General features: G+C 56.0%; 22 protein-coding genes. 4 read left to right on the top strand and 18 right to left on the bottom strand.

From position 1 onward, the window contains the following. Window positions 1-10 precede the first annotated feature (10 nt). From K1558_RS19825 to K1558_RS19765, 13 genes are all read right to left on the bottom strand, one after another. On the bottom strand, window positions 11-1,951 hold the full coding sequence (locus K1558_RS19825) for a YcaO-like family protein (protein ID WP_238653390.1): 1,941 nt from the start codon (window positions 1,949-1,951) through the stop codon (window positions 11-13). Then, complete coding sequence (locus K1558_RS19820; protein WP_238653389.1) at window positions 1,893-3,260, bottom strand: hypothetical protein; 1,368 nt, start codon at window positions 3,258-3,260, stop codon at window positions 1,893-1,895. Before K1558_RS19820 ends, K1558_RS19825 begins: the two co-directional genes overlap by 59 nt. Continuing rightward, complete coding sequence (locus tag K1558_RS19815) at window positions 3,241-4,341, bottom strand: hypothetical protein (protein WP_238653388.1); 1,101 nt, start codon at window positions 4,339-4,341, stop codon at window positions 3,241-3,243. Before K1558_RS19815 ends, K1558_RS19820 begins: the two co-directional genes overlap by 20 nt. Next, complete coding sequence (locus K1558_RS19810; RefSeq protein WP_238653387.1) at window positions 4,322-6,901, bottom strand: lantibiotic dehydratase; 2,580 nt, start codon at window positions 6,899-6,901, stop codon at window positions 4,322-4,324. The genes K1558_RS19815 and K1558_RS19810 overlap by 20 nt, the downstream gene beginning before the upstream one ends. A gap of 15 nt (window positions 6,902-6,916) precedes the next feature. Further along, window positions 6,917-8,083 (bottom strand): M20 metallopeptidase family protein, encoded by a 1,167-nt coding sequence (locus K1558_RS19805; protein WP_238653386.1) that lies wholly within the window; start codon window positions 8,081-8,083, stop codon window positions 6,917-6,919. Next, on the bottom strand, window positions 8,067-8,792 hold the full coding sequence (locus K1558_RS19800; RefSeq protein WP_238653385.1) for an ABC transporter permease: 726 nt from the start codon (window positions 8,790-8,792) through the stop codon (window positions 8,067-8,069). Before K1558_RS19800 ends, K1558_RS19805 begins: the two co-directional genes overlap by 17 nt. Next, window positions 8,789-9,649, bottom strand: coding sequence for an ABC transporter ATP-binding protein (locus K1558_RS19795; protein ID WP_238653384.1), 861 nt, complete (start codon window positions 9,647-9,649; stop codon window positions 8,789-8,791). Before K1558_RS19795 ends, K1558_RS19800 begins: the two co-directional genes overlap by 4 nt. A gap of 39 nt (window positions 9,650-9,688) precedes the next feature. Continuing rightward, window positions 9,689-11,530, bottom strand: a complete 1,842-nt coding sequence (locus K1558_RS19790; protein WP_238653383.1) for a YcaO-like family protein — start codon at window positions 11,528-11,530, stop codon at window positions 9,689-9,691. Beyond that, window positions 11,527-12,585 (bottom strand): hypothetical protein, encoded by a 1,059-nt coding sequence (locus K1558_RS19785; RefSeq protein WP_238653382.1) that lies wholly within the window; start codon window positions 12,583-12,585, stop codon window positions 11,527-11,529. Before K1558_RS19785 ends, K1558_RS19790 begins: the two co-directional genes overlap by 4 nt. Window positions 12,586-12,588: 3 nt before the next feature. After that, window positions 12,589-15,006 carry a hypothetical protein gene (locus tag K1558_RS19780; protein ID WP_238653381.1) on the bottom strand — a complete coding sequence of 806 codons (2,418 nt, stop codon included), beginning with the start codon at window positions 15,004-15,006 and terminating at the stop codon, window positions 12,589-12,591. Between the two features lie 74 nt (window positions 15,007-15,080). Beyond that, the gene (locus K1558_RS19775) at window positions 15,081-15,239 is read right to left on the bottom strand and encodes a thiazolylpeptide-type bacteriocin (protein ID WP_238653380.1); all 159 of its coding nucleotides are present in this window, start codon (window positions 15,237-15,239) and stop codon (window positions 15,081-15,083) included. A 55-nt stretch (window positions 15,240-15,294) separates the two neighbouring features. Continuing rightward, on the bottom strand, window positions 15,295-15,453 hold the full coding sequence (locus K1558_RS19770) for a thiazolylpeptide-type bacteriocin (protein WP_238653379.1): 159 nt from the start codon (window positions 15,451-15,453) through the stop codon (window positions 15,295-15,297). 58 nt (window positions 15,454-15,511) lie between these two features. After that, entirely contained in the window at window positions 15,512-15,670 is a 159-nt protein-coding gene (locus K1558_RS19765; protein WP_238653378.1) for a thiazolylpeptide-type bacteriocin, read from the bottom strand. Between the two features lie 238 nt (window positions 15,671-15,908). On the opposite strand from K1558_RS19765, the gene K1558_RS19760 reads away from it, so the two are divergent. Beyond that, entirely contained in the window at window positions 15,909-16,484 is a 576-nt protein-coding gene (locus K1558_RS19760) for a DUF6609 family protein (protein ID WP_238653377.1), read from the top strand. 89 nt (window positions 16,485-16,573) lie between these two features. Continuing rightward, window positions 16,574-17,539 (top strand): MBL fold metallo-hydrolase, encoded by a 966-nt coding sequence (locus K1558_RS19755; protein WP_238653376.1) that lies wholly within the window; start codon window positions 16,574-16,576, stop codon window positions 17,537-17,539. 12 nt (window positions 17,540-17,551) lie between these two features. Here K1558_RS19755 and K1558_RS19750 read toward each other — a convergent pair whose 3' ends face one another. Beyond that, window positions 17,552-18,274, bottom strand: a complete 723-nt coding sequence (locus K1558_RS19750; protein WP_238653375.1) for a class I SAM-dependent methyltransferase — start codon at window positions 18,272-18,274, stop codon at window positions 17,552-17,554. A gap of 310 nt (window positions 18,275-18,584) precedes the next feature. Here K1558_RS19750 and K1558_RS19745 point away from each other — a divergent pair, with 310 nt between their 5' ends. After that, on the top strand, window positions 18,585-19,718 hold the full coding sequence (locus K1558_RS19745; RefSeq protein WP_238653374.1) for a glycoside hydrolase family 88 protein: 1,134 nt from the start codon (window positions 18,585-18,587) through the stop codon (window positions 19,716-19,718). A gap of 94 nt (window positions 19,719-19,812) precedes the next feature. Continuing rightward, entirely contained in the window at window positions 19,813-20,673 is an 861-nt protein-coding gene (locus K1558_RS19740) for an AraC family transcriptional regulator (protein ID WP_238653373.1), read from the top strand. Between the two features lie 2 nt (window positions 20,674-20,675). Here K1558_RS19740 and K1558_RS19735 read toward each other — a convergent pair whose 3' ends face one another. The 4 genes from K1558_RS19735 to K1558_RS19720 form a co-directional block, all read right to left on the bottom strand. Continuing rightward, a complete protein-coding gene (locus K1558_RS19735) occupies window positions 20,676-20,954 on the bottom strand; it encodes a hypothetical protein (RefSeq protein WP_238653372.1) in 279 nt (92 codons plus the stop codon). 38 nt (window positions 20,955-20,992) lie between these two features. After that, entirely contained in the window at window positions 20,993-24,130 is a 3,138-nt protein-coding gene (locus K1558_RS19730) for an Ig-like domain-containing protein (RefSeq protein ID WP_238653371.1), read from the bottom strand. Then, window positions 24,060-24,764, bottom strand: coding sequence for a hypothetical protein (locus K1558_RS19725; RefSeq protein WP_238653370.1), 705 nt, complete (start codon window positions 24,762-24,764; stop codon window positions 24,060-24,062). The genes K1558_RS19730 and K1558_RS19725 overlap by 71 nt, the downstream gene beginning before the upstream one ends. A gap of 129 nt (window positions 24,765-24,893) precedes the next feature. Next, window positions 24,894-26,441, bottom strand: coding sequence for an ABC transporter substrate-binding protein (locus tag K1558_RS19720; protein WP_238653369.1), 1,548 nt, complete (start codon window positions 26,439-26,441; stop codon window positions 24,894-24,896). Window positions 26,442-26,467 lie beyond the last annotated feature (26 nt).

Raw genomic sequence — 26,467 nt, 5'->3', positions numbered from 1 at the left:
ATGCCCCCCCTTATGGAAAAGGATGCGGATCGGGATTCACGGTGAAATCCTTGCCCAGCCCCCGCCGCTCTCTTTCCCGGATCAGTCTTTCCATAATCACACGTCTGTGCTGCTCCCCGAACGTCATGGGCAGCATGCCGGGAACCAGCACCTTGGCCGCGCGGTACCCGAAGTCCGCTATTTCGTCCGGGGTCACATCGGCTATATACAGCTCTCCGTAATGATCAATGACGGCGGCGGCCAGCTCCTCCAGATCACCGGCCAGATCATCATGGGTAAACCGGCCTCCGGGATCATAAGCATCCGGGTAGAGTTCCTCCAGAGAAGCCTTCTTGCGCCCATCCCCCCGCAGTACAAAATCCAGCCCATGGCGGCAGTTGCTCTCGCTGGCATAATACAGGACATGATCCTCGAATTCGGTGACCGCCCCGGGATTATTCTCAAGCTGCTGCGCCCGTGTGTATGGACTGCCGCCTGCCTTCAGCTCCGCCGCATAGATAGGCAGTGAAGTAATGACCTCCATCGCTGCGGATTCTACCGCCTTAGCGGGAATGATATGGGCGGCGGCGGCATTATAGGCCTTCATGACAGCCCCCTCGCGCGTATCATAAGCCAGCGCCCATACACTGGGCACCTTAAGCTCCATCGAAATATCGAAGAAGCGGATCTGAATGCCTTCGAGTTCCATGAAATAGATAAGCTGCTTCAGCTCCTCCAGCGGACTGCCGGAAATATCGATCTCCCGCAGGGGCAGCCGGTTATACCAGGCGCAGAGGAAATTATCGCGTTCAATCACCTCGAACAGACCATGCAAGGCCGCCTCCTCCCATGTGCTGCCCAGTGCCAGGCCGTTGGAGCTGTCATAGACGAATCTGTTCGTTCCGCTTCGGAAGTGTCCGTCGGCGAAATACACCAGCTGCTCCGGCACGAGCACTTCCCTGCGCTTCTTCATGGAGAACACCGGCGTCCAGTATACAGGCAGATTCTCCTTGTACTGCTGCAGTCTATAGGCCGGATGCGCCATGGCCATAGCATCGTGCAGACCGAATACTGCGGGGTCCACCGCCTGCTCTGACAGCTGCTTAAAGGAATATCTCTCCGCCGCAGGCGCCTTATGGTCACACATTCCGCAGTACCGCTCCAGCGCTTCAAGCACCGCCAGCTTCATGGCATCCGGCCGCCTGTAAGCCCTGCCGAATCCGGTCTCTACATAAGCCGGACCGATCCGCAGCTCCATTCCGCCCGCTTCGATATAGGAGGAGCGCAGCTCACGGTAGCGGTGGGTGATCCTTCCGCCATCGGGATCGTACCACTTGCGCACGATCGCCTCTGTATCCAGCTCTGAGCGCAGCCGGTAGATGCGTCTGCCGGGCTTCACCGTGTCTGTGGTCTGCGGATGGCGCGGAGCTGTCCCGGCTGGAGCCGCTACCGAGCATACGGGACAGCCTTCACGCCTGCACAGCAGGTACCCCTCAGCACGCAGGGCATCCCAGCGGATATGCTCGGCATAGCCTGTGTACCGGAGAAGACTGTCCGCTGCCTGGAGGGAATTCCCGATACAATCGGCAGCGAATCCGGCTGCCTGCGGATGAGAACCGGACTCCGGCTGCTCATTGTACAGCAGCGACAGCAGACTTTCCCTTCCGGTATCCTGAACCTTCTGCCGCAGGCAAGCCAGGCAGCCCCCGGCTTCAGCCGGATGGACCAGCGGTCCTGCAATCAGCGTGTCCAGCAGCCGGTGGAGGAAGAAAACTCCGCCCGGACCGGGAGCCTCCCGGTAGAACGGGATCAGCTCCTCCTCCAGCAAATAATCCTGGATGACAAAAAGCACCGAGCCGTCTGCGATTGAGCGCTCCTCCGTCATACGGTAAGGAATTTCCCGCTTCTCCAGTTCAAGAACAACCTCCTGCTGAAACAGGCTGTCCGTCCGGTATAATACTGCTTCCTTCATGCTCCCTCTCCTCCTTCCGCTGCACATGCAGGATGGTAATTCCCGTATTCTCCAGCACCGGGATCAACAGCTCCACAATGTCATAGCTGTCCTGAAAAGCTTCCGTCAGCCCCTGCTCCGGCAGTTGCGGCGGTGCAGCGTCCATCTGCCCGCCTGCGGCATACGCAACCGAAGTGCGGATACCGTTCTGCTGCACCTGAGCGTAGAACCGGATTAACGCCTGCTGAACAGCCTCCTGCTGAGAAGGGGCGCAGCAGCAGCCGGTCCAGGCGCTGCCTGCTCTCCCGGCAGCGGCACGGTAAGCGCGGATTCCCGGAATCTGCTCCACGAACAGCTCAAGCTGCTCCGCTTGGGGGACGAACCGGCGGATCATAGCCTGTATCCGCGTGTCCCCGGCAAGCTCTGCGAAGGCAAGCCTCCGGCATTCCGGCACCGCCGGGGATTCCGCTGCCTCCCAGTCCCGGAAGAGCTGCCCGGCCTGCCGTTCCAGGCGGTGCTGCCGCCCTGCGGCAACGATCCAGCCTCCGGGCGGTCCGGGATGAATCCGCTCCAGCAGCCGCTCCAGATTGCGGCACGAAGCGCGGACGATCTGCTCCGCATTCCCCTCGCCGCTATGGAAGCTTCCGTCAGCAGCGGTGGCTATCTTATAGGGAACCTGCATAAGGTCATTGGAGTGAAATACAAAACGGTGCACAAGCTGATGCTCCAGACGCTCCAGCGCATTCAGGCAAGCGGTCCAGTTCACCGCCTCCGGCGGTTCCGCAGGACAGCCTCCCTCTTGCCTCGCCGCAGACCGCACAATATCAGCCAGCAGCCGTTTGGGCTCAACCACTCTCTTGGCGCGGCTGAGATCAAGCTGAATGACGCGTTTGGCTGCCTGCGCCTCCTCTTCCTGAAGACCTTCGCAGGCCGCAGCTATATTCTGAGCATAGCTGAGCAGAAGGGGCTGTGCTGCTGCACTCTGCCGCTGTGGATTACCGTCCTCCAGGGCGGCTGTAATCTCCGGTTCGTCCTCCGGGGACAGATTGCGCAGCAGCAGCGCCTGGTCCGGAGTAATTACCCGCAGCTGCCATTCCCTGCAGGAAGTAAGCGAGCCGTCTGAATTCCCGCCGGCAGGCACCGGACGCTGCTCCCCGGGGAACAGCCGCGCTGCCAGCTCCTCATCAACGGGCATCCAGTTGATGGAGCGCTCACCGAACACAATCTCCCTGAGCCTGCGGGCGGTTTGCGGGCTTGCTTTTAGCTGATGCAGTCCATGCCTGCCATATAGATACAGCTGTTCCTCCCGCCTAATGCACCAGTGTGTCATGTTCACTCTCTCCTGCCATCTTCATCTCCAGATAACTGTAAGCATCCTTCCAGTCCATCCCGTACCCTGCCTCCACACTCTCGGAAGCCACGCCCGTAATGCGCTGCTTGCGCAGAGGCGAGATCTCCAGCATCGGCATTAAGGAATACAGCACAGCCGCTACGAACCGGTAGACAACGAACCCTTTATCGTGATAATGCTTCAGGAATTCAGGATTGGAGAAAAAGGTCTGATGGAACGTACTAGCCTGGTCATGGCGTTCAAAGAAATCATCTCCGTAATACAGCTTGTCATGCACCAGCTCTCCCCGTTCGTACGCCTGCTCCAGAATCGTCCATAAGGAACCGATGAAAATCCGCAGCCGTCCGAAAATAAACTCCCGCTCAAACCGGCCTTCCGTGAAGCTCTGCACTCCGCTTGCGATGAACTCCTTCTCTGTGTCCGTCCGTCCATGCAGCACCTCGTGAATTCTGGATTCGATCTGTTCCTCTTTCCTGAACCCTGCCAGCTGGGTTTTGAAATATTCGAAATTGGAGCGCAGCGACAGATACCCGATCTGAAGTCCGCCCGGACTGTTGCTGCCCGTTATGAAAAACATTTTGGCCGCTTCCACATTCTGCTTGTCTTCAGGCAGCTCCAGCCAGGACTCATATATATCCGCAATCAGCCGGCTCTTCAGCAGCTCAATGCTGTAATTCACCTTGGCGCTGCACAGCGGATTCCCGTGGGTCAGCATACTGTCCTCCTCCACCGTCACCTCACCGTCACGGCGAAGCGGCAGGAACGTCCCGGAATACTCCTCCATCAAGGCCAGCTTGTTCACCATACGCTCGTATTTCACATATTCCTCTTCAGACCGCACGCTGGAGTATCGCGCCGCATGGCGGCGGATCAGCTCTTCCAGCTGCAGATTGGCATTAGCGGCGTCAAGCGTCACTTTAAGATGGAACCCGTGGACCCAGCTTTTCTGCAGAATAAGATTCTCCAGATTAGAGGTCTGAACGAACGACAGGATGGACCGGACCAGCAAGGCTACCGCTTTGCTGTCGTATAAGTAACAATTAATAGTTCGCAGCCGCATATTCCTCTTCCCCTCCGCATGTAATTTCGTAGGTATACTCCAGCACGCTGTCCTGCTCCGGGTCTGCCACCGGATATTCCTCTTCAATCAAGAGATGGTCAGCCTTCGCCGCAAGCTGCAGGAAGACCTGGAAGAGCAGCGGCGAGGACAGATTGATGAACTGGGGCTTGCGCTCTGCAGACTCTGAGGACGGCTCTGTGCTTGCAGTGAACGGTCTGGCGAAGAACCGGGTAGGGATGCCGTTGGCGTCACAATAATCAATGGTTCGCTTCCAGGCTGTGAAGCGGTCCTTCTCACGGAGCGCTTCCGATAAGGCTGAAGTGCTGAGCAGCCATTTCTCCCGGGATACCATCAGCTCGCGGTTGCCCAGCCAAATGCGCGGCACATGGACCACCGTCCCGGCCGTTTCCCCCGCCGGCTTCAGCCGTTCACGCAGAACCAGCTCCCCAAGGTCGAAATAGCTGGTCCCGTGCGAGGACAGGATATCGAAGGTCGTCAGAATAGCCGGGGCAGCTATCAGCACCAGCGTACCCAGAAATTGCGGACGTACGGTGTTACCTGTCGCCGGATCGAAGAACTCGGGACTCTCTGTGGAGGAGTTGTACCGGAATCCCAAATCCAGCCATGAGAGGGACTGTCCGCTCTCGGTCATGGATTGGATCGGCAAAGCAATTTCTTTCTGTACCGTTCTCTTGCGGATATTGGCGTTGAAGCCGAAGGTATTGCGGATATCTGCCACCTGATTCCCGTCGAAGCATTCCCGCAGATAAGCGGTATATTCGCTGCCGGAATCCTCCAGATACTTCAGGAACCGGGCGAAATAAATCGAGAAGCCCTTATACATATGGTTCAGCACCATACGGTCACCGCTCTCCTGGACAAAAAAGGAGTGCGACAGCAGGCGTTCCCCAAGCACGTCCTGAATCTCACGCTGCCAGGCCGCGGTCTGTGCATCAGAAATGAGGATCTCGCCCTGCGCGGCGGCTTCGTTCAGGAATTCCGTCAAGCGGCTGGCGATATTGTGCAGTCGCTGCGTCTTCTTATGGCTGAAAGCTTTATCCCAATTGAACAGGCCGGAGGTTTCCTTCAATAATTCCGGGTCGGAGAAGAACACCTGGGCCATATCCCGGAGTACTCTTGACGCCTCCTGCGAGTTCGCGGGCATGTAACTTGCACCGTAATGGTTCTTGAAGAACTCCCCTGCGGCGAACTGCATCTTAATGACTGTATCGAAGCACATCATCAGCCACTGGTAACGGGACAGCTGGGACAGCCGGCCTTCACGGGCTGGGTAATCCTGGGTCTGCACCGTCTCATTGATGCCGTCAATATACAGCAGGCTGCGGCGGGGCATCGGCTCCAGACCGAACAATGCGGCCAGCGCTTCGGCACAAGCATACAGACGGTCCGTAGCCTCCACATCCAGCGTGTCGCTGAATTGTCCGGTCAGGGCGTTCAGCTCGTGCAGCAGCGGAATACACGCATGATCGACCCCGTAGCGCTCCAGCTTCAGCAGCAGCTCTTCAGTCAGATTGCCGGCCTGCTCATTCAGATAGTCCGTCCGCTCCAGCACTCCGTTACTGATCAGCTGGCGCAGCGTGTTGTCTGCCTGTTCATCAGAGACACCAAGACCGGTTAACCGCTCCCGCATGGCCGGATAGGAGAGGGCTTCCGCCTCGCGCAGATTCCCGAACAGCTTGCGCAGCGCTTCGCTGGCCCGCAGCGTGACCAGCCCTTGTCTGGATTTATACAACTGGCGCTCCCCTCTGGTGTTCTGCAGCACGGTAATATAATATTTCCCGTCCAGCTCCACGCAAGTGGCATTCAGGCGGTATTCCAGCCGCGAGATCCACTCCGGCTCAAGGAACAGCTTGTCGTAGACCTGTAGAATCAGCGAATCATTCAGCCGGGGATACAGCCGCTTGGCCCCTGCCTTCCGTTCACCGCTGAAGTTCCCGATCCCGGAGTAGGTCAGATTCGCGAAGGGGCTGGTCTTCATGCTGGCCCGGGTCAGAAATTTAACCAGCGTATAGTCCAGCTTGCGCAGGTTCCGGTCATGCTCCTCAGCCGGTGTACGCAAATATTTATCCAGCTTGGCTGTAATCGCGCTGTTCACAAATGTCAGGGCATCCCGCAGCTCCCGGTCCTCCTGATAGATTCGCTGCAGCCAGCGGCGGTCCGCTGCGGCAAGCGCCTCGAATTCGTTCTGCACCGCCTCCATCTTGTCCCGGTACTGCTGCCGCAAGGCGAGGACATGCCGGATCTCGCCGCGCAGCTTCTCTGTGAACAGAGCTTCCACTTGGCTGTACCGCTTCCCGGCACTGGCCCGCTCATTGAAGAAATCACGCTTGAAGCGGATCGCCTCCATCCGTTCATCATCCCGCTCCAGGCTGCCGATCTGCCGCTGCATCTCTTCCGTAATTGCAGCCAGCCGCAGTGCCGGTTCTCCCGCGCTGTGCTGTACCGCTGTATACTGCCCGCTAAGATTCCCCATATACTGGGCTACATATCTAAGCGGGAAATTGGTTTGTCTGTACATATAAAGGGGGGCTACCCTCATCCTTCCCACTCCTGTCTATTGTCCGGGGACCTTCCGGGACCGGCCGGCCTGCACGAACATTTGAATAATGGCCTGATAACTGCTCAGTCCAAACAGCAATGCATTCTCATCCATGTCAAAAGCTCGGGTATGCACGTGATTATTCTCCCGCATATAAGCGCCGATGAAATAATAGCAGGTCTGCACATCCGGCAGCTCCTTGGCATAGAAGGCAAAGTCGTCACTGGAGAAGAGGAACGGCGCCTCCAGCACCTGCTCACGGCCAAACCTCTTGCCCAGCAGCCTGGCCGTGAGCCTGGTCAGCGCCGGATCATTCACACAGCAGGGATACTCGGAAATGATCCGGCTGTCCAGCAGGCCCAGCACCTGAGAGGATGCCGATACGGCATCCAGGAGCTGCTGATATCCCTCCCGGAGAGCTGCCGCATCCGCTGAGCGGACCGTAAGGTACAGCTTCAGCCGGTCCGGGATCACATTGTAATATCCATTTGTTTCCACATGCGTAATCTTGCAGAACCGGCTGTCTGTGCGATAGTCCTCCTGGAACTGCCGCACCTCAGTAAGCACCTGCAGAGCATCCGGCTGATCGGAAGCATGGCCGGAGGCCAGCTCCAGCAGCAGCTCTGCGTTCAGGCAGCCTGCCAGGGCAAGACCGGGCCGCAGGGAGAAATATCCGGCATACAGATCCGGTGTGACGTGAAGCGAATACAGGTATTCCAGCTTCTGCTCCCGGAGCAGGGGGATCAGCTCCCGCGCACCGGCCATAACCTCCTCGGCCGCCTGAAAGATAAAGCAGCAGTTCACGGCCGGTGCGATCCGGTCCACCCACCGGATAAGCTGCAGCAGAATAGACATATGGGCATCATGTCCGCACGCATGGCTTAAGCCTGGATGCCTGCTCCGGTAGGGAGCATCTGCTTTGGCATCCTCCACCGGCAGGGCATCCAGCTCAGCCCGGAATCCGATGACCGGTAATCCGCCGCCGCCCTGATAAGAAGCGATGATTCCTTTTTCCGAGGAATGCTCGATGGCAATGCGGGTGGTATGGCAGTCGATATAGCTCTCAATATATGCCCTTGTCTTCTCCTCCTGACCGGCCAGCTCGGGGATGCAGTGCAGGTCTCTGCGGGTCGTCCGCAGCGCCTCCAGCTCACCGGCTCCTGGCTTAAGCGACGATTGCATTCTTTTTGTAGCGGTAGACCACCAGGGTGACGATCAGCAGCAGCCCGATGTTCAGCGTCATCATCAGAATACTCTGAAGAGCATCGCCTCCGGTATAGAGGGTCTTAACCGCCTTGCTCAGATAATAGCCCGGGAAGAAGCGCTGAATATGGGTCATGAAGCCCGGTACTGAGAAGCCCAGATCATTCGTAATATTCATGGACATGAAGCCCAGGTACAGCGGGAAGGAGATCGATTGCAGCGATACAATGTCCAGCAGGAACCCGAGAATCAGGCCGAGGAAAATATAATATAGACTGGAGTACAGCGCCAGCAGCTCCATCTTCAGCAGTACCGTGTCCATTCTCAGGTGGAAGACGGCCGTGCCAAACGTAATAATGACAGCCGCGATCAACACATTCAGAATCAGCTGGACCAGCGCGGTAACGAAGATGAACTTGCCCTGCGAGTAAGGCGTGACGGTGTAGATGCTGCCGATATAGGACTTTTCTTTGGCCACCCGGGTGCTGAGAGTATTCAGTCCGCTGCCGGCTGTTCCGAACAGGGTACAGAATACCGCCAGATACGTAATGAACTCCCCTTGGCCATGATCGGGCTTCACGAAGGCATTCAGCACCAGGAAGAACGCCAGCGGCATCACCAGTGTGAAGAATACAAATCTCTTGTTACGCAGCACCTTGAGAATCTCGTAGCGGATAATCGTAATCATGCGTGTATCGCTCCTTCTTCATAGTGGTCATAGATTTCACGGTAACAGTCTTTAACTTCCTTGAGCCGTTCCTCATAAGGAATGCGCCGCTCCTTCAGGACATCTGCCAGCCGGGATTGCTCTGCCGGATGAAACACATACAGCCGTCCATCCTCCACCAGACCGCCGTATCGGCGCTGCAGCTCCTCCGCTTCCCCTGCCTGGGCGGGATGAGCAACGAGGATTTTCTGGGCATTCAGATCCTCCTTGCTTACAATGGCAGCGACCTTCCCCTCTTTGAGGAAAATAAACCGGCGGCAAAAGTCGTTCAGCTCATCCAGATGGTGGGAGGTGACGAAGACCGATTTGCCTTGCCCTTGCAGCTCCTTGATCTTGCTCCAGAACATTCTGCAGGCGGTGACATCCATGCCGACTGTCGGTTCGTCCAGGAACAGTAACTTCGGATTGGCCGCGAGCGAGAGGGCGAAGGATAATCTGCGCTTCTGTCCGCCGGAGAGGCTGTGGACCATGCTGCGCGTCTCTTGCACCAGATCCCCGGCCTCCAGCAGCACATTCGTATCCACCTTGGATTTGCTGTAGCTCTTATGCAGCTCAATCAGCTCCCTGACCCGCAGCCCGTCGGGGAAAAGATCCTTCTGCAGCATCATCCCGACATCCCTGCGGTTATCGAAATGCCGCTCGATCACCCCGTCATCAATGCCGGTAAGCTCCAGAATGCAGCGGATCATTGTCGTCTTTCCCGCCCCGTTCGGACCGATCAGGGCGATGCTCTCGCCTTCCGCCACATCAAAGCTCACTCCGGCCAGCACCTGCTTATCCTTGAACCGTTTCTCTACACCCTCTAATTTCAGCAGCATTGGCAAGCTGTTCTCCTTCTTTCTGTTGTTTTATCGTGTTCAGGGAAATGGATGGGGCGCCTGGTTGACCTCCGCCGGATCCATCCCCAAGTATTGCGCCGCCTGCCGGATACGCTGCCTGCAGAGCAACCGGCCGGGCTCACCGAACCACATCGGCTGCATCCCGGGCACAAGCACTTTGACTGCCTCCAGTTCAAGCGCCCTGTAGCCCTCCGGGGTCTGGCGGACGATGAACGCCTCACCGTAATGCTCTGTCATCCGTTCCAGCAGCCTTGAGGTTTCTTCCGCCAGATCAATTACCGTATGCTGGAACTCTCCGTAGAACCGGGCGAACCGCTCGCGGATGCTGTATTGTCCGCCTCCGTTCAGGAAGCTGAAGTGATGCCGTTCTTCCTGAAGGAAATAGAGAATGGGATGATCCTCGACCCGCTGCACCCCTTCATGGCGGATGCGCCGGGCTTTCTCGCGGATCTCTGCTGTATGTGTGCCGTAATATTCCAGCGCCAGCAGCATCTCTTCCAGCGCCGCAAGGATGGCCTTCTCCGGGTCGGGGTGGGCCCCCGCTGTGCTGTAAGCAGCGAACTGGTTCTCCGTCTGTCCCAGACAGAGGGCCCAAATAACAGGAATCTCTGTTTCCATCGTGATGTCGAACAATTGGACAGTGTATCCCAGCGCCCGAAGCCGTTCGGTCATATAACGTATCTGTGCATGCTCTGCCGAATCCGGCAGGAGCTCGGGCGGTGAACGCCGCAAGTACCAGTGGTTCAGGAAAGCATCCCGTTCAATCAGCTCCAGGCAGGCATAATAGATACCGTCCAGCAAGGTGGTGCCCAGTGCATTTCCGTTGGAATTTCCCTTGTAAATCCGCGGACCGGCTGAATACCCGTCATCCGGCTTGTAATAGGCCAGACATTCCGGGATATAGGCTGTGCTGTGCCGCTTCCAGGCGAAGGCAGGAATCCAGTTCAAGACCAGATCCTCATCGTAGACGGCAATCTGCTGCCCTGTTCCCTTCACAGCTTCGGTGAACAGCAGCGGATCGATAACAGTCTGCCGTTCCTGCAGGCTCCGGGTGCTGGAGACTACACTCAGCCGTTCCCTGCCGCGCGGATGCATTCCCGCGTAGCGTTCCAGCGCCTCACACCTCGACTTTAGCTCGCTGCTCCTATAATCGGCGGAGCTGCCGATGCCAAGCTCATATTTCTCCTCCCGGCCGATTCGGAAGAAGCTGGTCAGCGAGAAGAAGGAACGGGTATTTCTATCCCTGTAGATCATAAAATTGGCATCGGCATTGCCTGGCGCAAATACGGTATCGCATACCGCAGCAGGCTGAGCCCGGTATGAACCGCCATACCGGAACATCGCTTGCCGTGCGAACGCCTGGAGGATGACAGCGGAATCGTCCTCCGGTTCGGCTTCAGCACAGGACTTGCAGCGCTGCGCGGGCCAGAAGGAATACCTGCGGACATTCCCGCCGGGAGCAAGCCGGTAATAATCGAGCACTCCGGGCGACGCGGGCTGCCGGAGCAGGAGTGAGAGACATTCCTGCACCAGCTCTTCATCAATGCTGTAGCCGCCGATAATTTCACTCCGGCCCTCATCTCCAGGCAGCCGCTCATTCGCTCTAAGGTTCTCGTTCCTCCGTTGCCCGAAGCAGGACGGACAGCCTATTGCGCCGGGATGGAAGACAGGCCCGGCAAGCACCTCATGAACATCCACCTGCAGGAGTGCAAATCTCTCCCCACGTGGCCAGCCCCGGCCCCTGTTCATCTGGTGGCCGTAAGCTATGAAGCACAGCAGCCGTTCCCCGCCGAGCTCAAGAACTGCCTGCTCCTCCAGGCGGGATACTGCCTGGGCCAATGTCATTGCTGCCGTCTTCATTGCCGTTCACCTCCTATGAGTGAGAAGCCGAATTTGCGGGACAGTCCATCCTCATAGCGGTACAGCGGGCTGTATTCAGCTACAGCAGGAGAGGACGGAGAAGCCCCGGCAGAACCGCTATCTGCCCGGCGGATCTGGTTCCACACCCGGAACAGCCCATCTTCCAGATCCTCGCCGATGGCGCTGTACAGCTTCCCTTCATATTCGGATTCAATGAGATACACGATCATCAGAGCCTGTAACTTCTTATATCTGGCCTGTGAAGGCAACGGCTGCTCCATCCCCGGCCAGTAGGCCAAGCTGCCTGGAACCACCTCTCCCCGCTCCAGTTCCTCGGCATCCCCGGCTCCATGGCGGTTCAGATAATGCAGGTAGGCTGCCTGGTCGGTTAATCCCGGCGACAGCTGACGATAGCTGTAACAGTACTCCAGCAGATAGGCATACAGATCCTCCAGTACCCGGCGTTTGCTGGACCCGGCGAAGCTCACCGCCCTGCCGCCGGCATCAGCGTCCAGCCTCCAATAACGGTCGAACCGGAAATCAATGTTCTTGACCACTGCGCTAACGAGCTCCTGTGACAGAACTCCTTCGTCAATGGACGTATCCCGCAGATGCTCCACCGGACTGCATTGAAGTGGGCAGCATTCCGCATGAGCCACTTCAGGCAGGGACTGGATAGACTGAAGCCCCAGGACATCCAGTCTGACCAGCTTATTCCCGGTAAACCTCCGGGACTTCAGACAGGCAGGCAACCCGTATCTGACCCGGCTTGCTGCCGGATACTGCAAGCCGAGGCAGCGGGTGCAGACTCCGGCGGACAGAATCACCCGGTCTCCCAGCTCATACACATCTGCCTCTGTCTCCGTCTGCTCTTCTCCGGTCAGCTTGTGGCGGAGATCTGTCAGCCACTGCACTGCTGCAGGAGAGCGCTGCGGCTGTGTGAACAGCCGGACAAGCTGCTCATAATCTGCGGACTTAAGCCTGATTCGCCTTTTGCGGCCAATGACTTCAGTGCCATCTTTCGTTTCCAGAATACGTAACGGTTGCTCGCCCATGTCTTATTCCTCCATTCCGAGCGGCTCTTCATGCATCTCGTACACAACCTCAGTGGTATATTCATTCCCATACGGGTCGGGAAGCGCCTCTTCGAACACAACGGCCAATTCTCCGTACTGCCTGCGGCAGCGTTCCCTGTGCTTCAGCCATTCCATACAATACTGCGGCTCCTCCGCATCGACGAAGATCGGCTTGTGCAGCCCGGACTCGCCGTATTCGATGTGCAGCCTGTTGTCGCGGACGGGGAACAGCCGGATGAATGAATGCAGCGGAACATGATAGACCGCCAGCAGCTCATGAAGCCGCAGGTATCCCGAGAAATCCGGGGTCACCCCGGCAAACAGCTTCTCATGAAGCAGGATTCGCCTTCTGTGCAGGATCAGCTTCCCGTAGCTGATTCTGCCGATATGCCGGCATTCCTCAACGGTGAGCTCATCATAGTCCAGCCCGGTTCCGGTGAGAAACCCCGATTGGGTCAGCAAGGCAAGATTCCGGTATTCCTCAGGCAGACAAGCCGGGGCAAGTGTACCTGTATATAGAGGAACCAGCCGCCGCTCCCCGGATTGCAGCTCGAAGCTGGCGCGTCCGGCATTCCAGATCAGTGCAGTGTCCTGCAGACCGGCAGCCATGCTATTACCCTCCGCACAACCATTCATATTGGGATTGAACCCGCAGGAAGGCGAGTAAGTAATTAGCTGTGCCTCGTCTCCGCAATGGAGCACTGCTTGTAACCGTTCAGTTATAGCGTCACGGCTCTCCGGCAGATGATATATGGAATAGGCCAGATAGCTGTTCTTGCAATCATTGACGACAACGTCTCCAGAGCCGCTCTGCTGAAGCCAGAACCCTGCTATGGCAGGCTGACGGATATTGAGCGCCTGCAGCCCCGCCTTCAGTGAGGCCAGATCCGCACGCTCCAGCACAACATCCTCTCCCGATGCGGCTGCGGCCAGCTTGCTCCGGTATTGATCTCTCAGCTCCTCCAGCTGTGCTACCGCAGGAGCATTCTCGAATACACTGCCCCGGCAGGTCCGGTTCAGCGCTACATGCTGCTCATACTCTGCGGCATACCTGGTCAGGCCGGGCTGAAGAGAGGCATAAGGCGCAGGAAGCGTATCATGCAGATAATGCTCCATATAGAGCCGGAACTTCAGGCGGTTATCAAATATGGGCAGAACCTCAGCCCACTCCGCAAGCAGATCACCGAACGGCTCCATCTCCATAGCACTCCCGGCCGGTGCTTCCGCGTAGCTGTCCTCATCAAACGGGTTGGCCGGATAGCTGCCCTCCCATCCGAGCAATTCACAGCAGCGGTTCACATGCTTGCGGGTGATTTCCAGTAATTGCTCCCTCCGCAGGACCTCGTTCGTCTGTTCAAGCTGACCGGACAGCAGGCGGATGGCCTCCAGATGCTGAGCCAGAGCCTTGAGTCTGCTGCTTCCAGTGCGATAGGCAGATACGGTCTCGATGAACAGCTCCAGCGTCAGCGGCCCGTTCTCCCTGTCTGCTGTATTCTTGAGATAGCCGCAGTGCAGCAGCTGAACGGCCTTGGCAGCCATGTCATCTGCACTCTCGTTCCAGATCAGCGCCAGCTCATCGAGGCTGACCTCGCTGCCAGGTTTGATCTTAGCCGCAGCCGCTGCATCCAGGCGGTACCTTCGCTTCTTGGTGATATACAGACCCGGCTCCGCCGTTTGCGGCCCTTGGCTGCCCTCCACCAGGAGAGCGCCCCCTTGCTCCCTGTACTGCACCTTATAGCGGCTGGCCCGTATCACCTCGGGAAGCAGCAGCCATAATTCATACCAGTGAAGCAGAATCCATTGGGCGAAGCTGATCCGGCTCTCTGCCGGCGTTCCTTGCCCCCGGCAGATTGAAGTGAAGGAAGAGAGCGGCGCTGTTTTGGCAAAAGAACGCATCATCATTTTCCATACCTTTCCGCTTTTTTTCGAGCTATACGATTTGTTCAATGAACAATACATTTCATAGTTAGTCAGCAGCAGTGCATTCTGCACACTCGGCTGCTGCCGGAACAGCTTATACAGCTCCTGTTCCTGTGTCCTGCATTCATCCTTGAACCGGATGGCTAATGCATCATGCCGCCGCTTCAGTACATTGGCCGTCTGCTCCAGAGAGAGCGCCTCAGCCATGAGCTCCGGTGTCACTTGGTCTGCCTTCGGAATCTTTCCGGGCTGAATCCGCCCTTTGCGGACTCCCTGCTGCAGCCGGATATAGGCAATTCGTACCTCCGGTTCTTGTTCTATGCGCTCGGACAGCCGCCGCTGCAGCCATTCCTTACGCTCAATCCATTCATTACGGTCTTCACAATAGGCTAGAATCTCCTGGTAGAAACCATGTTTGATTGCCAGCAGGCCACTGGAAGGAACATGATTCCGTCTTTCAAACAGGAAGGTTCGACTCAACACGGCTCCCCCTTCTGGAATTGTTTTTTGGATGGGCGCGGCTCACGCCGCCCCATCCATAGTTGAACTAACAATTAAGCACAAGAGGACGAACACGACGAACACGATGATGAGCCGCAGGTGGAAGAGCTGCCGCTGCCGCTGGATGCTGCCGTTGTCGGAATAGCCTCAACTTGATCCAGTTCAATCAGTTCCAGGTCCAGAGCTTCCAATTCCTTATTCAAATCCTTCATAATTTATCATCCTTTTCATAATTAGTATTTTATTATCATTACACTGCTGTTAATCTTAAGCACAGGAGGACGAGCACGACGAACATGAGGACGAACCGCAGGTAGAAGAGCTGCCGCTGCCGCTGGTGGCCGCCGTTGACGGAATAGCTTCCACTTGTTCAAGTTCAATCAGTTCCAGGTCGAGATCTTCCAGTTCTTTGTTCAGATCGTTCATTTTTTCATCATCCTTTTCATAAATTTAGTATTTAAGTATTCTGGTGAATCTGTCTGTCTTACGCGCAGGAAGAGGAACATGACGAACACGACGATGAGCCGCAAGTGGATGAACTGCCGCTGCCGCTGGTTGCCGCTGTCGATGGAATGGCCTCCACCTGATCCAGTTCAATCAGCTCCAGGTCCAGATCTTCAAGCTCTTTATCGAATGGTTTCATAGTCTACTCACCTCCTTCAGTCCATCCGGAATGCTGCTTGTCAGGCGCTCCGTTTCAGTGGTTATTTGCTTTCTGAAGTAAGAGTATCACAGCTTATTCAAGCCTTCACCGACTACCATTCCAGTAATTCCCACAAATAAATTGCGGTACAGCTGCAGGTTTTTTGCGGGTTAACAAGCGGATTCATCTGTCTATACTGATAAAGCTCAACAAATCTATCGATAAGGGGAAGAAGACAATGACGGCAGACGGAAGACAAGTACGGGGGAGAAGCTATCTGAATAAAAGAGTGTGCGGATTGTGGCTGATCTGGGTGGCCGCCATTCTGTTTGCGGGGCTGCTTGCGGGGGGAGCCGAGCTGATCTCCATGCCGGTATTTTCACTCGGGTATATGGCCGGGTTCTTTGGAATCTTGACCGGCAAAGCGCTCAACCGCAGGCTGTCCTACGGGCCGCAGACGGCTTTTCAGCGTAAAATGACTCTCTACTCTATCATTCTTATGTTTGTAATTATGGTGCTGGTTGGCGGTCCTCACTTCGGAGACGGCAATTACCGGATGGTCTGGCTGGGGGCTTTTTTGGCGATAGGTCTTCATTTCATTCCCATGGCCTGGGTGCATGGACGTTCCATGTTCCTGCTGGCCGTCCTGCTAAGCGCTAATGCTGTGGCGGGGATGGTATGGCCGGAGCTGTCTTTTCACGCCCTGGTCTATGCGGATCTTGCCGTCAAAGTACTGTGGGGCACTGTGCTCCTCTTATCCGGCCGCCCGGCTGCTGCTGAACCGTACGCAAGCTCTTCGAATATCGCCAATTAACCGGAAGTCAGGAGGAAATTCAGAAAAATATTGTCTGTCGGACTCTTATAGCGTATAGTATATTCCCATGTTGGAAGGGAGAGATTACTATGCGAAACAGAATTGAATCTTTTACAGGCTCCAGGCATTTCCGGCTGCATGGTGTGGCCGATAGCGTAGTTGCAGCAGTTGCTGTTCCAGGCACAGGTTCACTGGCTAATGCGGCAATCATTGACCTGGGAGGCACAACGCTGGTAGTGGATACATTCGCGACACTGGAGGCGGCGCAGGATTTGAAGGCTGCCGCTGAACACCTCACAGGAAATCCTGTGACCTATGTAATGAACACGCATTGGCATAGCGATCATACCTCCGGCAACCAGGTGTTTGTCCCTGGAGCTAAGCTGATTGCAACATCGGGCACCTATGAGATGATGAATACCTTTGCCCGAGACCGGGTAGCCCAATACCAGAACAACCGGGAGAAGATGCTGGAGTCGATCGGGGAAGCTGAATTGCAATGCGGGCAGGAGACGGATCCTAAGCTGCAGCGGGAATTGGCGTGGGAGAATGCAACGGACCGTGAATTCGTGAACATGCTGCCGCAGCTGGTGCATACGGTGCCGAGCGTGACTTTTGATCAGCAGATGACTATTCACGGCAGCAACCGCAGCGCGCAGCTCATTACATACGGCGGAGGACACACGCTAAGCGATGCCATAGTGTACCTCCCGGAGGATAAAGTGGTCGTTATCGGAGACCTTGTGCTCTCGAACCACCACCCGGTGCTGGCCAATGCCAACCCTCACGAGTGGCTGAGCATTCTGGAGCAGATTGAATCGCTGGATGTGGAGACGATTATACCGGGGCATGGTGAAGTCTGCTCCCTGCGACAGCTTCAGGACGTGAAGGGTTACATCAGCAGAATCATTACAATGGTAACTGAAGCGGTTCAGAACCAGCGCAGCATTGAAGAGCTCACCATACCGGAAGAATACCGGGCTTGGTACTTTACTACCTATTTCAAGACAAATTTGAGTAAGGTGTATGACCTGATCACGGCATCAGAGGGGTAATACGGCGGAGAATCACTTCCTTAGTACAAAACACAGCGTGTCTGCCTCACCGGTATACGGACTGCCGCAGCTATCATCATAAACACTGTCTACCTGGAAGCCCCATGGCAACACTTCAGCGGCAAGGGTCTCCCGGGTATAGACCGTGTTCCAGATCAAGTACTGGTGAAGCTCATTTGCAGTTACTGCGACAGTCTGCCGGGCCTCTACCGTATGGTCCTCGTAATAATAAGCTGCTTCCAGACAGATATGCGGTTCCGTGTGCCAAAAGCCGCCGTCCGGCTGCGCCGACCACGAAGTACTATCCTGCTTACTCCGGATCGTCTGATGCGTAAATACATCCATAATAAACAAACCTCCGGGCTTTAATGCACGGTGCACCTTGCCCAGCAGAGCATGCCGCTCACTCTGTGTAAGTGCGCCATAATCGCAATAGATCAAGGTAATCATATCGAAGGCTTCGGTATAATCCAGCTCCAGATAATTCTTATACAGGTATTGGCTCTGCCTATCATGCTCCTGTGCATAGGCGATAGAGCGCCTGGAGATGTCCAGACCGGTTACGTCATATCCCAGTGTCGCAAGACGCTCCGTATACAGCCCCGGGCCACAGCCAAGGTCAAGGATGCTGCTCCCGGGCGGGATCAGGCGGCTTAACCATTCTACAGAACGATCAATATCCTCGTGCCTGCGGCTGGCCGCTTCCCAGTCCGGGTGCAGATGAGCCTGCAGCATATTTTTCGAGATATGGTCGTCATCCCAGAACGGTTCATTGCTGCGCTGCCAGAGTGCAGGTTTGTGAAGAAGGGGGAATAGTTGAGTGATTATAAGGATTCATCTCCTTTAATAGTTCAGCAAAGCTTTGATACATAAAATGGTAATAGATATTCCTTATCACATTCAAGGCACAGAACCATTAAAAAAAATAATTACTTAGAGGTTAACCGAAAACCGCAATATAGCTATAGATGAGCACAACAAACCAATAGATCTCCTGATTTATAATAATCTTAGGGAACAATTCAGCGATAATATGGAGGTTATTATGATGGACTGGAAGCCGGTCATTGAACAGACGCTCATCACCACCCGCCTGAACATTAAGCGTTTTGGAGAGGCTTTTCCGATTGTGAGCTTTGGAGACGGCAAATACCATTTAACAGACCAGAAGGACTGGACGGAAGGCTTCTGGTCGGGAATTCTGTGGCTGAGCTACGAATACAGCAAGGACCCGGACATTCATGCCGCTGCGGTCCAAACCGTAGATTCCTTCCGGAGACGTATGGAGGCACAGCAGGCGCTGGAGCATCACGACATTGGCTTCCTCTATTCGCTGTCCGCCAAGGCCCGCTGGATCGCCGAACAGGATGAAGCCTCCCGCCAGCTGGCACTGCAAGCAGCAGAGGTTCTGATGAAGCGCTGGCGTCCGGCTTCCCGGATCTTTCAGGCCTGGGGGCCGGAAGGAGACCCGGATAACGGCGGACGCATCATTATTGACTGCCTGATGAACCTGCCGCTGCTCTACTTTGCCGCAGAGCAGACCGGGGACCGCCGCTATGCCGACTGTGCCACGATCCATGCGGAGAAGAGCCGCCGGTTCCTGGTCAGAGGGGATGATTCCTCCTATCATACGTTTTATTTTGACCAGGAGAACGGAAACGCCATCCGCGGAGGAACCGCACAAGGCTATCAGGACGGATCAACCTGGACACGGGGTCAGGCCTGGGGAGTTTACGGCTTTGCATTAGCTTACCGTTATACACGGGAGGAACGTTTCCTTGAAACCTCAAGAAGACTGGCCCTTCATTTCCTGGAGCATCTCCCGGCTGATCATGTGGCCTACTGGGATTTCGACGCTCCGCAGGAGGAGGGATCTCCGCGCGACAGCTCGGCTTCAGCCATCTTTGTGTGCGGTGTTCTTGAATTGCTGGAGCATTTGCCGGAAAGTCACCCGGATCGCGCCTTGTTGGATGAAGCGGTGCAGCAGTCTATGGATTCACTGGTGAAGAACTACTTTACCGCAGGCGACCTCACGGAGGAAGGCTTCCTCCGCCACGGTTCTTATTCAGTCAGAGGGAATTCCGCGCCTGATGATTTCGTGATCTGGGGCGATTATTTCTTCCTGGAGGCGCTGCTCCGTCTGGAGCGGGGAGTGCCGGGGTACTGGTACGGGCGTTAAGCATTATATTTGAACGGCAGGCAGGCTCCTGGAAGGGGCCTGCCTGTTCGTATGCTATACTGGAAGCAACAATAGCTTCACAGAGGAGTCTGTCATGAACAGGAATGATTCTCCGCCTCAGGGACTGGAGCCCGGATTGTTTATGTATAATTATAAGTCTGAAGATGTGGAAGCTCACTGGTTTCACGCGCACAGGGGAATTGAAATGCTGTATATCTACAGCGGTCACGGCGAAATTATGGCCGAGAATGAGACCTACCCGATCCGTGATCATACGCTGGTCTGGTTCCAGCCCTATCAACTGCACCGTGTGCACGTTCCACAGGAAGAAGGCCGTTCCTATCTCCGGACCAACCTTACCTTCGACCCCGGTTTTATGGAGCACTATCTTTCCGCTTTTCCGTATATGGACAAGTTCTTCCGCAGCATATGGAAGGGCAGCCTGCCGAAGCCGGTTATGTATGACATGCAGGACAGCCGCATCCCTGAGCTGCTGGAGGAATTACATCAATATATGAACAGCTCGGCCGGGGACACAGAAGAACATACCGGGTTTCTGCTGCTTCAGCTGATCCGGCTGCTTCAGCAGCGCATGTCCGGTGTACTGGCCGAAGCCTCTCAGAACCAGTCACGCGGGGGCTCACATGTCGGGCGGATTACCGAATGGCTGGAGGCGCATTACAGGGAGCCCTTCAGTCTTGAAGCACTCGCCGCTCACATGCATTTGTCCCCTTACCACATCTCTCATCTCTTTAAGCAGTATGCCGGCATTACCCTCTCCGAGTATATTGTGCAGCGTCGTGTCCGTGAAGCCTGTATTCTGCTTGCCAATACAGACAAGTCTGTCGGGGAGATCGCCATGGAGGTCGGCGGCCTCTCCCCCTCCTATTTCAGCCAGATGTTCAAGAAGCTTAAAGGGATCTCACCGGAGAAGTACAGGAAGAGTATACGTTGAGGTTAGAAATTAAACTCGACCACATCCCGCTCACGCGCCTCCGCCACGCCGAATGTGGTCGGTTTTTCGACCACATCCCGCCCACGCGCCTCCGCCACGCCGAATGTGGTCGGTTTTTCGACCACATCCCGCTCACGCGCCTCCGCCACGCCGAATGTGGTCGGTTTTTCGACCACATCCCGCTCACGCGCCTCTGCCACGCCGAATGTGGTCGGTTTTTCGACCACATCCGGTCCAGATGCCCTCGCGTCGCTTATTGGGTTCAGTTCTAAACAACACAAAAGAGCGCCCTCCCAGAAAGGAAGAGCGCCAGCCTGCTCTATGGCAGCACCGAGAACGTAATGTCATCGAACAGCATGTAGGCGAAGCCGCTGGTGTAGAACCCCACCTTGCCGGATGGCCGGTGGCCGGGATCGCTGCCGGACAGTCTGGGTGCGCCGTCCACGGATACGGCGATATCGCCGTCCTTGACCGTAACTCTGACCGCGTACTCCGTATCCGGCTGCAGGTCATGTCCCGGCAGCACCGTCTCGGTCAGCTTCTGCCAGGCCGTGTCATACAAGATCCAGGCCGAAGATCCATCTGCCCGGGTCCGGTACCCGATCCGGGTGGAGCCGGAGCTGTCCTGGCGGTCGAAGATGTACAGGATGCCGTTATCCGGCATAGCGGCCGGTGTCTTCAGCTTGAAATCCAGCTGATAGGACGTGAAGCTGCGGTCAAGCAATCCAGTGGCACCGTTCAGCAGCTTATATCTGCGGTTGCCGTCCGGGTCAGCAGCAATGCTGCGGTTCGGGTCGACCGGCCAGCCGTTGCCGCCGTTCTCGAAGTTCGTCTCATGCATGATATTGGAGACCGTTACGGCAATCTCGGCTTTGATCTGCGGATTCACCACCGACACAGCGGTGATTACCGTATCCCCTTCATACACAGCGCTGACCACTCCGGTCTGATCAACTGTTGCCACCGCCGGGTTGGCGGACTGCCAGGTCACCTCTGTATCCGGCGTATCCGCAGGATCGAAGGAGACCTGCAGCTGCCGCTGCTCCCCGGCGGCCAGCCGCACCGCTCCCTCCGCCGGGATAATCCCGGCCAGCGTAGTAGTCAGCTCCTTGAACTGAATGTCATCGAAGTGCATCTGGCTGACACCCGCGACATAGAAGCCGACCTTCCCTTCCGCATTATGACCCGGGTCAGTGCCCTTCAGGCGGAACGCTCCGTCCAGATAGACGCTGATGTCGCCGCCCTTTACCAGCATACGGACCGTATACTCCGTATCCGGCTGCAGGTCATGCCCCGGCAGCTTCACTTCCTTCAGCACCGTCCAGGCAGAATTGTACAGCAGCCAGGCGGAGCTTCCGTCCGCGCGGGTCTTATAGCCGATCCGGGTAGAGCCGCTTCCGGCCTGACGGTCGAAGATATACAGAGTCGCATTATCGCCCATCACCGCCGGGGTCTTCAGCTTGAAGCTCAGCTCATAGTCGGAGAAGGATTTGGGGCTAAGCGACGAGGCTCCGTTCAGAATCTTGTACCAGCGGTTCGTTCCAATCTTCTCGATGCTGCGGTTGGCATCCTGCAGCCAGCCGTTCGCACCGGATTCAAAATCCGTGAAGTCCATCACGCCATCGCCGGCCTCCACATGAACGGTAACCGTGGCACTCAGCAGCGAATTCTCTGCTGAAGACACCGTGATCACCGTGGTCCCCACCGCCCGGCCGGTCACAATACCGGCCTGATCCACGGACGCGATAGCCGGATCCGCCGAAGTGAAGGTCAACGCGGGATTATCCGCATTCCAGGGGAGCACCGCCGTGCGCAGCTTCAGCGTTTTCCAGCGGTCTACAGTAATTTCGCTGTCATAGACACTTACCTCCTGCACGGGATAACTGTCCGCACCGGCTGTCGTGCCTGCCTTACCGGTGACGCCGATCTCAGCAAAAGGAATCTCCGGGAAGCCGGGAATCATATCGTATACGTCCGCATCCGGCCGCAGTGACAAATCGCCGCCCGCCAGATCGATGAAGCCAGGATCACCCGCAGTAACCCAGTTGTTCGCATACTGCACCAGCCCGAATTTGTCGTACGCGCCATACACATTGGTTGTTACACTGCGCGGAACCGACGGATTATAAATGACATTTCCCTGGAACGTGTTGGTGTCAGGATAATAACGGTTCTCCATGAAGAAATCCGCCAGCTCGGGATACTTGGCCAGATAAGGTGTTCCGGTGAAGTTATTATTTGCCGCGAACAGCGCCTGCCACTTCGGCATGTAATTCAGCGGCACCTGATCGTCCGGCTCATCGCCCAGGAACATATCCGCATAGTCGTACGGAATTTTGCTGTCAATGAAGATATTGTTGCGGGTCAGGATATGGGCACCGCCGTTATTTTTAATCGCCGAATTGCCCATCTTGTAGAAAATATTCTCGTCAATCGTCAGCCCCATCGTGAAGTTGTCGGGATACACGCCCTCTACCCCTGCTTTACTCTCGCCGATGTTATGGAAATAGTTGCGCCGGATCACCGTGCCCCGCTCATGGGGCTGCTCCCCTGCGTTCATGTAGATCGCTCCGAGATCGGAGAAGGTTGTGCAGACATCATAAATCTCGTTATATTCCACAGTATGGTCATTGCCGAAGATCAGCACGCCGGGATGCGGCGCGTCATGCAGCTCATTGTGCGACATGCGGTTGCCCACGCCCGACAGCAATACCCCGGGATTATAGGCTTTGTGATAGTAGGCAAAATCGTGAATATGCGAATTCTCCACCCTGTTGTTTCCCGGAGCAAGCGTGGTTTTGTTGCCTCCGGCCAGCGTGACCGCAGTCCCCCCGATATGGTGGATATGGGTGCTGAGAATCGCATGGTCTGTCCCCGGTGCCCCTTCAAAATTATTGTAGTAAAATCGGCTCTGTGTATTGACCAGCACTCCGCTGTTGGTGAAATTGCGGATCTCGCTGTTCAGGATACGCAGCTGCTTGCCGCCCATGAACACCGCTGCCGAATCACGGCCGTTCTCCAGCACCAGCTCCGAGAAGTCAATGTACGAGGCGTTCAGCGCGTTGATCATCGGTGTCTTCAGCATCGTGACTTCAATATCCGGGTCCGCTGAGGCGGCAAAACCGGCATTGGGCAGAAAGTACAGCTTCCCGGCCTGGCGGTCAATATAATATTCGCCGGGCATGTCGATCTCCTCCAGCAGGTTCTGCGCGAAGTGGAAATCCGGGTACCAGTTCTTGAAGATACCGCTCATTTCGCCGTAGCGGAGGGTGATGCTTTTGGCTGCGGTATCAATGGAAGCAATCTTATTATACGACCACTCCCAGCTGTAGCCGAAGATCCCGTCCAGCCAGATGTCGTCGGCCTGCGTCCAGTATTGCGGACGGTCATACGTATAGGTGAAGGTACCTCCGCGTGTATGCACCTCCCCGTTCGGGTCCTTGCGGGTCGGGATCAAGAATCTCATCCATCTGGACCGTGCCTTCATTCGGCCAGCGGGCCAGTGTCATGCCCTCTCCGGCCACATACAGCTCCATCGGCGGGACCTTGCTCAGGTCATTAGCCAGATAATAGCCGTGGCGGCTGAGCTCACCGTAATCGGTAATGCCGAGACCGGCGAGATCCGCCTCCAGCACCTTCGTTCTGGCCTCTGGACTGATGATCCGGCTGAGCACGGAGCTATCCGTCACCGGAACAAACGCTGACTTCTCAAGCTTCTCCGAGCCAGAGAGAATGACGGACTCTCCAGGATATGCTGTATACGTAATCGGCTTATCCGCCTCGCCGGAATCCTGCTCCCGCAGCTCGAAGCTGCTGGTCCGTTCATACCGGCCTTCGCGCAGATACACGGTAACTCCGCCCTCCGGCAATCCTTCCTCCGCCTTCAGCGTACGGATCGTATCGCGCGCCTTCTCAAGACTCTTGAACGGGGCATTCAGCGTCCCAGCATTGGAATCGCTTCCATTAACAGATACATAAAAGGAAATTCCGGGGGATACCTCCTCCGCAGATACAGTAGCTCTAAAAGACGGAACGGGAATCGTCAAGACCAGCAGACCAGCCATCAGCGCGGCAAGCAATCTTTTTTTCACCAAAGCTCCTCTTCTCCTTTCGGATTAAAATAGGGACGGCCCGGCCAACACCTAAGCTATGGCAAAGCCGTCCCTGAGCAGCAGGTTCCTCCTGTATCCTCCGGTATTATCGTTATCTACTCTGTCCGTTTACTTCTTCAAGCCCTTTTCCTTAAGAAATGCTTCGAATTGCTTGGTGACCTCAGCCACATACTTCTCTTCGCCCGCTTCCTTCAGCTTGCCGTACAGGACAGGCCAGGTTTCATCAAAATCGAGTGTTCCGGTCACAAGCCCGCGCTTATATTCACCCCACACGGCGTTCAGGTTGGCGATCTCGGTATTGACCGGCTCGGAATTGAATTTGAAGGCGCCGACCGGGTTGACCTCGGAATCGGAATTGATCTTTTTGGTCTCTTCCCAGACGTTCTCAGGCTGGCCTTCCTTCAGGTATGAGTTGAATACGCTGCCAAAAACCCAGTCCATATTCGGCAGATACCGGGAATCCGGCAGGGCCTTGATGTAATCTCCCGTTGTCTTCTCATAGTGAACCCCTTCAATACCGTTACAGATCAGATTGTACAGCTCTTTATCGGTATTGATCAGATTCAGCAGCATCATGGCACGTTCCGGGTTGGGAGCCGTGCGGCTGATCGACTGGTTGGTGGTCGCTGAGTAGCCGTTCGAGAACCAGTCGCTGAGCGGAACCGTGATCACCTCATTGCCGCCGTTCTTCGCCATAACCTCCGCTTCAACCCCCGGCTTCAGCGTGACGTTGAAATCCACAGCGATCCGGCCTTTGGCCAGGTAATCGTTCATTTTTTCGGTAGCCGCATCCTTGTAGATGTATCCTGCCTTATACCACTTGCTGGCCAGACGGAAATTGTCGAGTTCTTCCTCCGGGTAGCGGTGCAGCGTATAGCTTGGATCATCTGTTTTGATATAGAAGTGGTCGTCGAGGCCCGGCACTACCCAGTACTGGTCATCATGCGACTGCGGATTAATAAAGGAATTGCCGAAGGTGCCGAAGGGAATGATATCCGGCTCATTTTGCTTAATCTGGGCCAGGAACGGCTCGATGTCGGCAATCTTTTTGATGGAGGCGGTATCCAGTTTGTACTTGTCGGCAAAACGCTTCTGGATGATGAATCCGTAACGGGAGCCGTTAATCTGCTGGTTCGGAATGCCGTAAATTTCCCCGTCTACGGACAGTCCGTCCCACATGACCTGCGGCACATCGGCCTTCAGCTCCGGCGCATATTGATCCAGCAGCGCATCCATCGGCTGAATGGCGCCTTTACGCACCAGCTCCTCCGGCTTCAGCATGTATCCGGTCCAGAGAATGTCGAATTTCTCGCCTGCCGCCAGCACCGTGTTCATCTTCTGCACATAATCCCCGATGGCCACCGGCATCAGCTTGACTGTAGCGTTGATCTTCTCCTTGACGATCTTGTTGACTTCATCCTGCACCTTCTGCTGATCGGCCTGCAGCTGTGAGATCGGATAATACCACGTCAGCTCTACCGGCTTCAGCTCCCCGGCATTTCCCGATTCCGGTGCCGCACTTTGGGCAGACGGTGTCCCCGTGCTCTCACCGCCGCTTGCATTCCCCCCGTTACCATTGCCGTTGCCACCGCAGCCGGACAGCACCGATGCTGTGAGCAATACAGATGCCAGAACTCCAGACAGCCTTTTTCTCATGTGTGTGACCTCCTGTACTTTGTACA

It is taken from the genome of Paenibacillus piscarius, assembly GCF_022234545.1.
In the GTDB taxonomy this organism is placed as follows: domain Bacteria; phylum Bacillota; class Bacilli; order Paenibacillales; family Paenibacillaceae; genus Paenibacillus_AQ; species Paenibacillus_AQ piscarius.
Note: the sequence above shows the minus strand (reverse complement) of the source record. Positions and strands in the feature narration are given on the sequence as shown.

What these genes read in the sequence shown, in the direction of transcription:
- K1558_RS19825 (WP_238653390.1), bottom strand. Translation starts at nt 1,951, where the DNA reads ATGAAGGAAGCAGTATTATACCGGACGGACAGCCTGTTTCAGCAGGAG.
- K1558_RS19820 (WP_238653389.1), bottom strand. Translation starts at nt 3,260, where the DNA reads ATGACACACTGGTGCATTAGGCGGGAGGAACAGCTGTATCTATATGGC.
- K1558_RS19815 (WP_238653388.1), bottom strand. Translation starts at nt 4,341, where the DNA reads ATGCGGCTGCGAACTATTAATTGTTACTTATACGACAGCAAAGCGGTA.
- K1558_RS19810 (WP_238653387.1), bottom strand. Translation starts at nt 6,901, where the DNA reads ATGAGGGTAGCCCCCCTTTATATGTACAGACAAACCAATTTCCCGCTT.
- K1558_RS19805 (WP_238653386.1), bottom strand. Translation starts at nt 8,083, where the DNA reads ATGCAATCGTCGCTTAAGCCAGGAGCCGGTGAGCTGGAGGCGCTGCGG.
- K1558_RS19800 (WP_238653385.1), bottom strand. Translation starts at nt 8,792, where the DNA reads ATGATTACGATTATCCGCTACGAGATTCTCAAGGTGCTGCGTAACAAG.
- K1558_RS19795 (WP_238653384.1), bottom strand. Translation starts at nt 9,649, where the DNA reads ATGCTGCTGAAATTAGAGGGTGTAGAGAAACGGTTCAAGGATAAGCAG.
- K1558_RS19790 (WP_238653383.1), bottom strand. Translation starts at nt 11,530, where the DNA reads ATGAAGACGGCAGCAATGACATTGGCCCAGGCAGTATCCCGCCTGGAG.
- K1558_RS19785 (WP_238653382.1), bottom strand. Translation starts at nt 12,585, where the DNA reads ATGGGCGAGCAACCGTTACGTATTCTGGAAACGAAAGATGGCACTGAA.
- K1558_RS19775 (WP_238653380.1), bottom strand. Translation starts at nt 15,239, where the DNA reads ATGAAGGATTTGAATAAGGAATTGGAAGCTCTGGACCTGGAACTGATT.
- K1558_RS19770 (WP_238653379.1), bottom strand. Translation starts at nt 15,453, where the DNA reads ATGAACGATCTGAACAAAGAACTGGAAGATCTCGACCTGGAACTGATT.
- K1558_RS19765 (WP_238653378.1), bottom strand. Translation starts at nt 15,670, where the DNA reads ATGAAACCATTCGATAAAGAGCTTGAAGATCTGGACCTGGAGCTGATT.
- K1558_RS19760 (WP_238653377.1), top strand. Translation starts at nt 15,909, where the DNA reads ATGACGGCAGACGGAAGACAAGTACGGGGGAGAAGCTATCTGAATAAA.
- K1558_RS19755 (WP_238653376.1), top strand. Translation starts at nt 16,574, where the DNA reads ATGCGAAACAGAATTGAATCTTTTACAGGCTCCAGGCATTTCCGGCTG.
- K1558_RS19750 (WP_238653375.1), bottom strand. Translation starts at nt 18,274, where the DNA reads ATGCTGCAGGCTCATCTGCACCCGGACTGGGAAGCGGCCAGCCGCAGG.
- K1558_RS19745 (WP_238653374.1), top strand. Translation starts at nt 18,585, where the DNA reads ATGATGGACTGGAAGCCGGTCATTGAACAGACGCTCATCACCACCCGC.
- K1558_RS19740 (WP_238653373.1), top strand. Translation starts at nt 19,813, where the DNA reads ATGAACAGGAATGATTCTCCGCCTCAGGGACTGGAGCCCGGATTGTTT.
- K1558_RS19720 (WP_238653369.1), bottom strand. Translation starts at nt 26,441, where the DNA reads ATGAGAAAAAGGCTGTCTGGAGTTCTGGCATCTGTATTGCTCACAGCA.